General features: G+C 69.7%; 10 protein-coding genes. 4 read left to right on the top strand and 6 right to left on the bottom strand.

The annotated features are described in order from the left end of the window. Nucleotides 1–13: 13 nt before the first annotated feature. A complete protein-coding gene (locus ACFZDJ_RS11650; protein ID WP_391058027.1) occupies nt 14–1,498 on the top strand; it encodes a family 43 glycosylhydrolase in 1,485 nt (494 codons plus the stop codon). A 156-nt stretch (nt 1,499–1,654) separates the two neighbouring features. Here ACFZDJ_RS11650 and ACFZDJ_RS11645 read toward each other — a convergent pair whose 3' ends face one another. After that, nucleotides 1,655–2,860: a family 1 glycosylhydrolase gene (locus ACFZDJ_RS11645; protein ID WP_390931033.1), complete on the bottom strand. Its 1,206-nt coding sequence runs from the start codon at nt 2,858–2,860 to the stop codon at nt 1,655–1,657. Then, nucleotides 2,857–5,076, bottom strand: coding sequence for a glycoside hydrolase family 3 C-terminal domain-containing protein (locus ACFZDJ_RS11640; protein ID WP_391058024.1), 2,220 nt, complete (start codon nt 5,074–5,076; stop codon nt 2,857–2,859). Before ACFZDJ_RS11640 ends, ACFZDJ_RS11645 begins: the two co-directional genes overlap by 4 nt. 187 nt (nt 5,077–5,263) lie before the next feature. Here ACFZDJ_RS11640 and ACFZDJ_RS11635 point away from each other — a divergent pair, with 187 nt between their 5' ends. From ACFZDJ_RS11635 to ACFZDJ_RS11625, 3 genes are all read left to right on the top strand, one after another. Beyond that, nucleotides 5,264–6,727 carry an MFS transporter gene (locus ACFZDJ_RS11635; protein ID WP_390931029.1) on the top strand — a complete coding sequence of 488 codons (1,464 nt, stop codon included), beginning with the start codon at nt 5,264–5,266 and terminating at the stop codon, nt 6,725–6,727. A gap of 326 nt (nt 6,728–7,053) precedes the next feature. Further along, nucleotides 7,054–7,695 (top strand): alpha-L-rhamnosidase N-terminal domain-containing protein, encoded by a 642-nt coding sequence (locus ACFZDJ_RS11630; RefSeq protein WP_391058021.1) that lies wholly within the window; start codon nt 7,054–7,056, stop codon nt 7,693–7,695. Further along, complete coding sequence (locus ACFZDJ_RS11625) at nt 7,647–9,059, top strand: glycoside hydrolase family 30 beta sandwich domain-containing protein (RefSeq protein ID WP_391058018.1); 1,413 nt, start codon at nt 7,647–7,649, stop codon at nt 9,057–9,059. Before ACFZDJ_RS11630 ends, ACFZDJ_RS11625 begins: the two co-directional genes overlap by 49 nt. Before the next feature lie 117 nt (nt 9,060–9,176). Here the strand turns inward: ACFZDJ_RS11625 and ACFZDJ_RS11620 are convergent, their stop codons facing one another. The 4 genes from ACFZDJ_RS11620 to ACFZDJ_RS11605 all read right to left on the bottom strand — a co-directional run bounded on the left by ACFZDJ_RS11620 (nt 9,177) and on the right by ACFZDJ_RS11605 (nt 12,004). Further along, entirely contained in the window at nt 9,177–9,413 is a 237-nt protein-coding gene (locus ACFZDJ_RS11620; protein ID WP_390931022.1) for a hypothetical protein, read from the bottom strand. Nucleotides 9,414–9,420: 7 nt separating this feature from the next. Then, the gene (locus ACFZDJ_RS11615) at nt 9,421–10,221 is read right to left on the bottom strand and encodes an NAD(P)H-dependent oxidoreductase (protein WP_391058015.1); all 801 of its coding nucleotides are present in this window, start codon (nt 10,219–10,221) and stop codon (nt 9,421–9,423) included. 134 nt (nt 10,222–10,355) lie between these two features. After that, nucleotides 10,356–11,282: an alpha/beta hydrolase fold domain-containing protein gene (locus ACFZDJ_RS11610; RefSeq protein WP_391058012.1), complete on the bottom strand. Its 927-nt coding sequence runs from the start codon at nt 11,280–11,282 to the stop codon at nt 10,356–10,358. 95 nt (nt 11,283–11,377) lie between these two features. Next, nucleotides 11,378–12,004, bottom strand: a complete 627-nt coding sequence (locus ACFZDJ_RS11605) for a TetR family transcriptional regulator (protein WP_390931009.1) — start codon at nt 12,002–12,004, stop codon at nt 11,378–11,380. Nucleotides 12,005–12,127: the final 123 nt, after the last annotated feature.

The raw sequence follows: 12,127 nt of genomic DNA, 5'->3' as shown, positions 1-12,127 counted from the left end.
AGGGCCGCCGCACATGACCGCCAACGTCAACCCGATCATCCCCGGCTTCCACCCGGATCCCTCCATCTGCCGGGCCGGCGAGGACTACTACCTCGTGACCTCCAGCTTCGAGTACTTCCCCGGGGTCCCCGTCTTCCACAGCCGTGACCTCATCGAGTGGGAGCAGGTCGGCAACGTCCTCGACCGGCCGAGCCAGCTGCGGGTACGCCGGAGCCGGGAGGGAGCCAACGCAGGCATCTACGCCCCCACCATCCGGTACCACGACGGCGAGTTCTGGCTGGCGACGACGAACCGGGACGACGTCATGAAGGGCCACCTCATCGTCCGCGCGAGCGACCCCGCGGGCGAATGGAGCGACCCCGTCCACACGACCGGGGCGATCGGGATCGACCCGGACCTGGCCTGGGACGAGGACGGCACCTGCTACCTGACGTGGTCGCTCCCGGGCGGCATCGCCCAGGCCACCGTGGACCCGTCGACGGGCAAGGTGCTCTCCGAGCCGCGCATCATCTGGACCGGCACCGGCCTGGCCCACACGGAGGGCCCGCACCTGATCCGGCGCGGCGACCTCTGGTACCTCCTGGTGGCCGAGGGCGGCACCGGCCCGGGGCACGGCGTCTGCGTAGCGCGCTCGGACTCCCCCTCCGGCCCGTGGGAGCCGCACCCGGGGAACCCGATCCTCTCGCACCGCAGCACCCAGCACCCGGTGCAGAACACCGGTCACGGCGACCTGGTCGAGCTGCCCGACGGTTCCTGGGCGATGGTGCACCTGGGCGTGCGCCCGCTCGGGTCGTTCCCCGAGTCCCACGTCAACGGGCGCGAGACCTTCCTCACCGGCGTGGACTGGGTGGACGACTGGCCCGTGATCGTCGAGGACCGCTACACCGTCCCGGAGGCACCCACCGCCTTCACCGACGATTTCGGCGCCCCGGAGCTGCACCCGCGCTGGATCGCGCCGGGCACCGACCCACGTTCCTTCGCACTCGCCCGCCTGGGCGAAGGCCTGCGTCTGCTGGCCGGCCGGGTACCCGCCGCGACGGACGCCGAACGGCTCCTGGGCGTCCGGGCACGTGACGCCTCCTGGACCGCGACCGCGACCCTGCCGGAGGGCGACGCGGCCCTGGTCGTACGGATCGACGACGCCCACTGGGCCGCGGTGGAACGCCGGCGCGGCACCCTCTCGGCCCGCGCGGTCATCGGCCCGCTCGACCAGATACTGGCCACCGCCGACGGAATCGCGGCGGAGTACCCGCTGGCCCTCCGCGCGGTCGCCCACACCGAGCAGTACAGCTTCGCCAAGGGACCGGACGAGATCCACCTGGGCTACCTGGCCGACGACGAGTTCCGTACGCTCGCCACCATCGACGGCCGCTACATCTCGACCGAGGTCGCCGGAGGCTTCACCGGCCGGGTGATCGGCGTCGAAGCCCTCGGTGCGGACGCGCTCCTCACCCGCTTCACCTACGCTCCCGAGCCCGTCCCGCCCACCGCTTCCTGACACCTCCTCTCCCCCGGCGCCCGGCCTGGGCTCGTCACCACCCGGGGCGAGGAGTCGTCCGGCCGACCCGTGGGCGACGTCGGTGCGGGCCGGATGAACTCATCCGGCCCGCACCTTCGGTCGAGGGTGGCTACCTGTCGTAAGCCGTCCCCGTCCTCACTCCCCCGCCTCCAGGACGCCGCCCTTGCGGGCGACATCGCCGAGCCAGGCCAGACTCGGCTTGGGCGTGCGCTCGAAGGTCTCGCGGTCGACGGCGATGAGTCCGAACGTCGGTGCCCAGTGGCCCCATTCGAAGTTGTCCAGTGCCGACCAGTGCAGATACCCGCGGACGTCGATGCCGTCGGCGACCGCGTCGTACAGGTGCCCCAGCGCCTCGGTGGTGTAGGCGATCCGGCGCGTGTCGTCGGTGGTGGCGATGCCGTTCTCGGTGACGAGCAGCGGGAGGGCCCCCTCCGTGGCCTCCCAGGCGTGCCGCAGCGCGATGCCGAGGGCGTCGGGCCGGTATGCCCAGCCGGTCAGGGTGTTGTCGGGGCTCTCGGGCGCGGGAACGATGCCGTCCTTGTCGACCAACTGGCTCGTGTACGACTGCACGCCCAGGAAGTCGTCCCCGCGGGCGCCGTGGTGGTAGAGGTCCTCCCACGCCCATCGCAGTTCGGCGTGCAGCTTCTCGCTGCCGGGCGTGGGGACGAGCGCCTGCTGCGCCACGGTCCAGCCGACCTTCGCCGAGGTGTGCTCGCGTACGACGGCCACGGCGGCGCGGTGGGCCCGCACCAGGGCCTCGCCGATCTCCACGCTGGGGGACGGCATCCGCATGCCCGCGCCGAGGTTGATGTCGACGCCCTCGGCCACGGCCGCCGACATACCGCTCATCAGGGCCAGGATGTTCGGCTCGTTGATGGTGACGACCCAGTTGACGTCGTGGAGGATCGTGCAGGCGCGCTCCACGTACCGGGAGAACCGGTCGACGGCCGTCGGGCCCGTCCAGCCGCCCTCGTCGGTGAACCAGCGGGGGTTGCTGAAGTGGTGCAGGGTGACGACCGGTTCGAGCCCGAGGCCGCGCGCGGTGTCGATCATGCGACGGTAGTGGGCGAGCTCGGCCTTGGAGAACTGCCCGGGCTCCGGCTCGATGCGGGCCCACTCGATGCCGAACCGGTAGGCGTTCAAGCCCGCTTCGGACAGCAGCCGCATGTCCTCGCCGTAGCGGTGGTAGCTGTCGAGGGCGTCACCGCTGAGTTCCAGACGGCCCTCGCTCTGGCGCTCCATCCGCCACCAGTCGCTGTTGAGGTTGTTGCCCTCGATCTGGTGCGGCGAGGTGGACGCACCCCACAGGAAGTCGGGGCGAAGGTCGGGGGTGCGGCTCATCGGGTTGCCTCCAGGATCTCGGTCAGGTCGTCGGTGGTCACGGGGACACCGGGGAAATGCAGGTACTGGCGGGCGGGAATGGACGCCACCATGTCCATGAGGTCGCTGTCGGCCTCCGCCTGAAGGCGCTGTTCCTCGGTCGCCCCGGCCATGAGCGCTTCTTGAAGCAGCGGGCCGGCCACCGGGTGGGCGAACCAGTCGCCGATGGCGGAGTCAAGGGACAGGGGTGTGGCATCGGCGTCGCCGGTGAGAGTGATCGTCTGTTCGGCGACGATGCGGGCGGCGCTCTCGCCGATCTGCACCGTGTACGCGCCCGGGGCGACCGTCCAGCCGCCGCCTTCTATGCCGTAGTAGGCGAACGCGCGGCGCTCCAGCGGGAGTTCAACGGTGCGGGACTCCCCCGGCCGCAGGGCGACCTTGGTGAAGGCACGCAGTTCGCGTGCGGGACGGCGGACCCGGCCGGCGGTGGTGGCCACGTAGACTTGGACGACGTGCTTGCCGGCCCGCTCGCCGGTGTTGGTCACCCGCAGACGGACGGTGGCGGTGTCGTCCCCGGTGACGTCGACCGACAGCTCCGCCGTCTCGAAGGCGGTGTAGCTCAGCCCGTGTCCGAACGGGTAGCGGACGGCGCGTCCGACGGTCTCGTAGTGGCGGTAGCCGACCATCACGCCCTCGCCGTAGCGGACATGGCCCGCTTCACCGGGGAAGGTGAGGTAGCTGGGGTTGTCCTCCAGCCGCAGCGGGATGCTCTCGGCAAGGTGGCCGGACGGGTTGACGGCGCCGGACAGCACGTCCGCGAGGGCACCGCCCGAGGCCTGCCCGAGGAGCCAGCCCGCCACGATCGCGTCGACGTCGTCGTGCCATCCTTCCAGGGACACCACGCCGCCGGTCGACAGCACGACCACCGTACGCGGAGCGACGGCCGCCACCGCGCGCACCAGTTCCACCTGGTCCGCTGGCAGGTCGAGGTGCTCTCGGTCGGCCCCCTCGGTCTCCCCGCGCAGACCGACGAAGACCACGGCGACCTCGACTCCACAGGCGGCCCGTACGGCCTCCTCGCGCAACGCCTCCGCATCCGCTCCCCCGCCGGTCATGAACCCGGCCGCGTACGTGACGGGGTGGCCGAGGGCCTGGATCGCCTCCAACGGGGTGTCGACACGGGTGGCGTTGATGAGCGAGCTGCCACCGCCCTGGAACTGCGGGTCGGCGGCGAACTCGCCGATGACAGCGAGGCGTACTCCCTCCGCGAGCGGCAGGGTGTACTTGTCGTTCTTCAGCAGGACTATGCAGTCCGCGGCCAACTCACGTGCCAGGTCGTGGTGTTCGGCGGGTGCGGCCGCATCGGTCTCCGAGGTGACGGCCAGTTGGGCGAGCCCGGCCACACGCCGTACGCTCGCGTCGACCAATGCCTCGTCCAGGGCACCTTCACGCACCGCCCGCACGATCGCCGCGTCGTGGACGGCGTCCGGACCGGGCATCTGCAGATCAAGGCCCGCGGCTAGCGCCGCCACCCGGTCACCGACGCCGCCCCAGTCCGAGACGACCGCGCCCTCGAACCCCCACTCCGTGCGCAGGACGTCGGTGAGCAGCCATCTGTTCTCCGAGGCCGGGACGCCGTTGATCCGGTTGTAGGCGGCCATGACGGCGGCCGGGTGCCCCTCGGTGACGATGCGTTCGAAGGCCGCCAGGTAGATCTCGCGCAGGGTGCGCTCGTCGACCTCGGCGCTGACGCGCATGCGGTCGGTCTCCTGGTTGTTGGCCGCGAAGTGCTTGACCGTCGCGCCCACGCCCTGGGCCTGGAGGCCCCGCACGAACGCGGCGCCCAGCACACCGGACAGGAGCGGGTCCTCGGAGTAGTACTCGAAGTTGCGCCCGCACAACGGGGACCGCTTGATGTTCACGCCGGGGCCCAGGACGACTCCGACGCCCAGCGCACGGGCCTCCCTGCCCACCGCCTCCCCCACCTGTGCGGCGAGCTCGCCGTCCCAGCTGGATCCGACAGCGACGGCCGGGGGGAAGCAGGTGGCCGGCTCGCTCGCGTGGAAGCCCAGGTGGTCGGCGCCCGCCTTCTGACGGCGGATCCCGTGCGGACCGTCGGTCAGCACCACCGCGGGCACACCCGCCTCGTCGAGCGGCTGAGTGGACCAGAAGTCCCCTCCTGAGAGCAGGGACGCCTTCCTCTCCAGGGGGAGGGTGGCCGGATCGGGCTGCTGCATGTGCGGGATCCCTTCCGAGGGTGCGACGACGGCATCGCAGGTCTGGGGGGCGAGAGGGCTCGGGTTCAGCCACCCGAAGGTCACAGAAATGTTTCCGTGTCGAAAATCTATCACTCAAAAAAATTAAGAGCTAGCCTGCGCGCTGGGAGCAAAAGGGCTCCACCCGCACGAAAGGCCGGGGTGCCGCATGACACTCAACGTCGAGTCACCGCACCAAGAAGACAATGCCGGGAAGGCCGGTTTCGGCGCGCGGTTCGCACTCATCCTGATCGCTCTACTGTGGGCGTCCCAGCTGAACGGCCTCATCGGCCTGATGAGCTCGAACGCCCAGTCCGAGATCGCGATCCACTACCACACCACCCAGATCGCATGGTTCGGCCAGGTCGGCCTGCTGGTCGGCGTCTTCTCCACGCCGTTCATCGTCAAGGCCGCCGGAATGTACGGCAAGAAGCGCGTGCTGACCGTCATCACCGCGCTCGGCCTGGCCGGCGACCTGATCGCAGCCTTCTCCACGAACTATGAGACCTTGCTCATCGGGCGCGCCGTCTCGGGCTTCTACGGTCCCTCTATCGCGCTCGTCTACGCACTGGCCCGGGACGTGTTCCCGCCCAAGCTGGTCGGTCCGGCCAGCGGCCTCCTCGGCGGCGGTATGGGTGTGCTGGCCCTGGGCGGACCGTTCCTGTCCGGCTGGGTCCTCGACGACTTCGGCTACCGCGGCGTCCTGTGGTTCATGGTGATATCCACTGCGATCAGCCTTGTGGCTCTGCTGCTCATCGTGCCCGAGAGCCCGGTGCGAGAGGCCCGCACCCGCATCGACTGGCTCGGCGGGATCCTGCTGGGCGGCGGTCTGACGTCCGTCATCTACGGCGTCGGCAAGGGCGAGGAGTGGGGCTGGACGAGCGGCGAGACCCTGGGCTTCATCGGAGCCGGCCTCGTGGCCGTTCTCGCGTTCGTGCAGGTCGAGCGCAAGATCGCCCATGCGATGTTCCCCATATCCCTGCTCGGGCGTCGCCGGGTGTGGTCCACGTTCCTGGTCACGGGCCTCGCCATGGGAGCGGTATTCGCCCAGGGCACCGTGCTGAACCTGCTCCTGCTCATGCCGAACATCCCGGGTCTGTCCGACGGCCTGGGCTGGTCCGCCACGAAGGTGGCCTGGGTCGGTGCGCCCAACAGCATCATCCTCATCGCGGTCTCGGTGGCGACCGGCGTTCTCGTCCGGCGCATCGACTCGCGGGTGCTGCTCGCCGTCGGCGGCACCCTGGTGGCCGCCGGTGTCACCCTCACGTCCCAGTTCCACCACAGCGTCGGCCAGGTCATGGCGACCGGCGCGGTCGGCTCGATCGGCATGGGCATCGTCGTGGCCCTGGTCCCCATCATGGTCATCGAATCGGTGAAGCCGGAGGAGCAGGCACTGGGCAACGGCGCGCAGAACATGATGCAGGGTGTCATGCAGGGCGTGCTCACCCAGGTGGCGTTCGTGGTCGTCGCGCAGAACAGCAACGTGATGAAGGGAACCGCCTTCTACGTCGATGAGAGCTTCACCAACGGGTTCCTGCTGTTCGCCGGCGTGATCGCCGTCGCCACCCTGCTCGTCGCGCTGATCCCCAAGGCCAAGAGCCTCGACGAGGCAAAGGTCGGCCAGGCCGTCTGACCTCCTCCCCGACCACGGTCTCCTTTCCCCGGTCTCGGCCGGCTCCGACTCCCCGTCGGAGCCGGCCGAGACCGCGGGGATCCGCGCTTCCTCCAATGGGACGGACCCGGCGGGTGAGCCCGCTTCATGCCGTACTCACCCTGCCGAGCCCCGACCGGACCTGCCTCGTTCATCTCGACGGGAGACCCATGTCCCGCAATCCCGAATCCGCTCCCCGACCGGCGACAGAGACGGCCGCGGCCGTCCCGCGCTCGTCGGCCGGCGCGGCCCCGCCGGCCCTCGGAGCAGAGGACACGGCTGGCCGCCTCTCGCAGGTGCCGGAGGAGGTGACGACACACGAGTTCGACGCCACGGCCCGGTGGATCGGCCGGGACAATCCCGTCCCTCGCCCGTCTCCCGGCGGGCAGCCTCCCGCGCCGTTGCTGCGGCGGGACTTCCGGCTCGCGGACCGGCCCGAGCGGGCCGAACTGCACATCGCCGGCCTGGGCTACTCCGTGGCCGAGATCAACGGCCGCGCGGTGAGCGACGCGTTGCTCGATCCGCCGCCCTCCCACTACGACAGGACGGCGTACTCACGCACGATCGACGTCACGGAGCTGCTGCACGAGGGCGAGAACACCCTCGGTGTCGTGCTCGGCCGTTCCTACGTCTCCGGCGTCGGAGGCCCCGACGCGGTATGGGCCTGCGAACCGCGCCTCCTGGCCCAGCTCGACATCGTTCTGAGCGGACGGTCCTGCGGACTCGCTGACCGTGGCACACCCCACCACGAGACGACGACGCCATGGACATCAACTGCCCGGCCCGCCCACCGACGGCGGCTGCCGAAGCGCTCAGCCGCCCGCACGGGACAGCACGCGGTCCACCGCGGACTCTCTTGCGTCGAGGCCCAGCGCTACCTGACACCAACCGAGGACAGCACATGCCCACTCAGCTCCGGACAGCCGATACAGCGCACACGGAGGAGGTGACCTGGATCGTCACCACGTCGCACGCGCCCTGGCGCAGACAGCGCGGGCCGGTGACAGGCGCTGTCACGGCACCCCCCGACGTCATCGTACGGACCAGTGAGACGCGGCAGACGATCGAGGGTTTCGGGGCCTGCTTCAACGAGCTCGGCTGGGCCGCACTGACAGCTCTGGGGGAGTCGGCCAGGAGCGAGGTCCTTCGCGAGCTCTTCGCGCCCGGCGTCGGAGCGAGCCTCACCCTCTGCCGCGTGCCGATCGGTGCCAACGACTTCGCACGCGACTGGTACTCGTACGACGAGGTCGACGGCGACCACGCACTGGAACACTTCAGCATCGAACACGACCACGAGACGCTCATCCCGTTCATCCGCGGCGCCCTGGAGCACCAGCCCGGTCTACGGCTTTGGGCATCGCCGTGGAGCCCGCCGGCCTGGATGAAGACCAACAAGCACTACGCGGGTGCGGTCGTGCCACCGTGGCTGCCGGGCGTCGAGAACGGTCTGCGGCCTGAGCAGGCGTGCACCGAGGGCACCGACATGTTCGTGCTGGAGCAGCGGTACCTGCAGACGTACGCCGCCTACTTCGGCCGCTTCGTCGACGAGTACCGCGAGCAGGGCATCGCCGTCGAGATGGTCATGCCTCAGAACGAGTTCAACTCCCCGCAGGTCTTTCCGAGCTGTACCTGGACGCCGAACGGTCTCATACAGTTCCTCCGGCACCTTGGGCCCGAGATGAAGAAGCGAGACGTCGCGGTCTTTCTCGGCACCCTCGAACGAGGCGACGCCGGCCTGGTCGAGGAGGTGCTGCGGGACCCGGAGGTGAGCGAACTCGTCCGGGGTGTCGGCTTCCAGTGGGGCGGCAAGCGCGCCGTCGCGGCCGTCCACAGCAGTCACCCGGAGCTGCGGATCTACCAGACCGAACAGGAATGCGGCGACGGCCGCAACGACTGGCGTTACTGCCGCTACGCCTGGACTCAGCTCAAGCACTACCTGGACAACGGTACGAGCGCCTACACGTACTGGAACATCGCGCTGTCGGAGGGCGGCCGGAGCACCTGGGGCTGGACACAGAACTCGCTCGTCACCGTGGACCCGACGACGGAGTCGTTCACCTACAACCACGAGTACTACCTGCTCAAGCACGTCGGCGGCTTCGTGGCACCGGGCGCGCGCGTCCTGGAGACGTTGAGCCTGAACGGCTACGAGAACCAGGTGGCTTTCGTCAATCCGGACGGGAGCGTGGTGCTCGTCGTTCACAACGACATGGCCGAGGAGATGCCCGTGCGTCTCATGGTCGACGACCGGATGGTCGAAGTGACGCTCCCGGCCGACTCGTTCAGCACCTTCCTCGTGACACCGGGCGACTGAGGAGGTCCCGCTCCGCGGATCCCTCCGACCTCCGCGCCCCCGCCCGCTGGGGGTGCGGCCGGTATCCTCGCGTCGGCGTCGATGACCTACTGGGCCGACTACGTACCCGTGGTCGACTCACCGCCATGCGTCTCGCGACTCGTCGCCCGCGCCCTGCCCGCCGCCGACACGCTGTGTCGGCCGGCACGACGCTGAAGCATGCGGATAACGGGACCAGAGCCCCAGGTTCTGGCCGAGGCCGATCCAGCCGACCGCGGCGGCCAGGACGGAGTTGACGCTCATGAACAGCTTGAAGGCCTGGGCCGGTACGCGGCCCAGGGTGAACGGGTCGGCGTGGTGCAGCGTCTGGAACACCGGTATGTCACTCCGGGAATCCGCTCCTCCACGGGTATTGGACGGCATCGGCGCGTTCCTGCCCCGCTGCCGGGTTCCACTGGAACCCGCTACGGGCCACCACTCCCTGCTTGAGCCGCTCGTCGGGGCCGTAGTCCTCGGCGGGGTGGAAGAACAAGGTCTCGGTGTCCTCCAAGGTCAGCAGACGCTCGGCGTAGCCCTCCAGGTACGCCGCCCGCTGCTCCGGAGACACCCTGCCCGGCATCCAGGCGACGAACGGCGGCAGCACGTCGAAACCGAGGTAGCGGAAGATCCCGTTGTGGACGGGCCACAGGATGTGGTTGATGTCGCCGTCGATACCGTCGGGCTCGTACAGACTGGAGGCGGTGCCCGTCGTCACGCACGCCATGGCACGGCGGCCCCTGAGCATCCCGGTGTCGTACTTCCGCCCGGCCCCGTAGGCGAACCCACGGGCCATCGTCCGGTCGACCCAGCCCTTGAGAATGGCCGGCATGCCGAACCACCACATCGGGAACTGGAAGATGATCAGATCCGACCGGATGACCTTGTCCTGCTCCGCCCGGACGTCGGCCGAGGTGAGCCCGGACGCCGACACGCGTTCCTGCTCCTTGGAGACATCGAGGAAGCCGGGGTCGAGGCGCGTTCCGGGAAAGTCGTCGGCGTCGACTGCGGCCTTCCAGCCGAGCCGGTACAGATCACTCACCACGACCTCGTGCCCGGCCTGTTCCAGTACCTGCACGGCTCTGTCCTTCAGCGCCCCGTTGAACGAGTGGGGTTCCGGGTGGGCGAAGACGATCAGCACGTTCACGAGGGATTCTCCGCGGTTGGGGCGTAGGCCGACGTCGAGCAGGGGCGGAAGGCCAGCGAAGCCCGGCCGTGCGTCGCCCTGGACCTGTACCACCGACTCACGGAGTGAGCCGTTCCCCGCCGCTCTTCGACCGGTCAGCCGGAGAGCGTGCTCACGAAGAAGTCGAGCGAGCGGTCGACCTCCTTGAGGGACGGGCCCCGGTTCAGGTGTCCGTGTGGCATGCCCGCCGCGAGATACGTCCGGACAGGGACACCGGACTCCTCCAGCTGCCGTGCGAGCAGGTCGCCGGACGGCCGGAGGTCGTCGAACTCGGCGAGGACAATGCCGGTCGCGGGAAGGCCGTCGAGGTTCGCCGCCCCGGGCATCGCGGCCGCGGGAAGGTCGGTCAGGCGGCCCACGTAGTTGCGCACCATGTGTTCGATCGACTCGGTGGTGAACCGCAGGAGCGACGGCAGATCCCGCATCCCGGCCGCGGTCTCGTCGTCCAGAGCCGGGGTCGGGAAGTGGACGAAGGGATAGGCGAGCAGCAGGGCGTCCGGGCGGGGTTCGTCCTGGTCGCGGAGCCGGATCGCCGTGGACAGGGCGAGGGCGGCACCCGCACTGGCACCCCCCAGACCGACGGGAACGGACTGCGGCCGGACAGTTTCGGCGAGCCAGAGCCAGGCGGCATGCGCGTCGTCGACGGGAACCGGATAGCGCGTGCCATCCACGGCCAGGCGGTAGTCGACGGAGACCACCAACGCCTCGGCGCGGGCGGCGAGTTCGGCGGACACCACATGCGCTTCAGGCATCTCGAGGTTGCCGCCCGTGAACCCGCCGCCATGCAGCCACAGCAGTGCACGGCGGGGCTCGTGGCGCGGGGTGTAGATCCGGACGGGGACCTCCCCGTGGGGTCCCGGGACGGTGCGGTCCTCGACCGAGACGTCCGGCATGCTCCACTCGCCGGGATCGCTGAAGTACTCCATGAACCGGGCCATGGCCTCCGGATCGGCCTGCGCGTCCTCCCAGTTGAGGCCGTCGAGAAGGCGCGACTTCTCAGCAAGGAAGGGATCGAGTGGCATGGAGGCTCCCAGAGGATCGAGTCGCTAAAATCTATCACTTGAAAAAATTCAAAGCCAGAGACCGTCGGGCAGCAGCCGGGAAGGGTTGAGCACCGTCAGTCGGCCGGCCTCCCCTCCTGCCTGGAACCAGCCCAAGGCGCCAGCATCCGCGTGAACGTCTCGGCGATCGCGGCGATGTCCACCGTGGGGTCGTGCATCCACTGGATCTGCAGGCCGTCCAGCACCGCGAGCAGCGCCCTGGCCAGGTGGTCGGCCGGTTCATCGGCCCGGATCACCCCGGTCCGCTGCTGTTCCTCGAAGTCCCGCGTGACCTCGCCCGCGAGACTCCGGTAGCGCTCGGCGAAGTAACTGTGCGCGGGACTGTCCGGATCGGTGGCCGCCGCCGAGAGCGTGACGTACAGCTTGGCCAGCCCCGGATGGTCGGTTGTGTGGCGAGTACTCGCCACCATGCCGTCGATCATGGTCTCGCCCTCTCCGGCAGCGGTACCGGCAAACGCCTTGCCCAGCACATCCCGCCGCTCCAGGACCGCGAGCAGCAGGTCGTCACGCGTGGGGAAGTAGTACGTCAACGCCGGCTGCGTCACCCCGACCCGGTCGGCGATGTCCTGCAGGGAAGCCCGTTCGCCGAACTCGTCAACGGCCTCGTACGCGGCCTGGAGGATCTGCTCCCGTCGCTCCGCGCTCTTGCGGTACGGGCCTCGCGGCTTTCGCTGATTCGTCACTCGTCAGACCGTACTTCACCCTGTTCGTCGGCGAGTCGGCGTATGGCCTGCGCCGTTGTACCGCGGGCCGCACCGTGCCCTCGCGCCACCGGCGCGAGGGCACGGCAGGGCGGACGCGCTCAC

The organism is Streptomyces sp. NPDC007896, assembly GCF_042959425.1.
Classification (GTDB): Bacteria; Actinomycetota; Actinomycetes; order Streptomycetales; family Streptomycetaceae; genus Streptomyces.
This window is presented reverse-complemented; position numbering and strand designations above follow the sequence as displayed.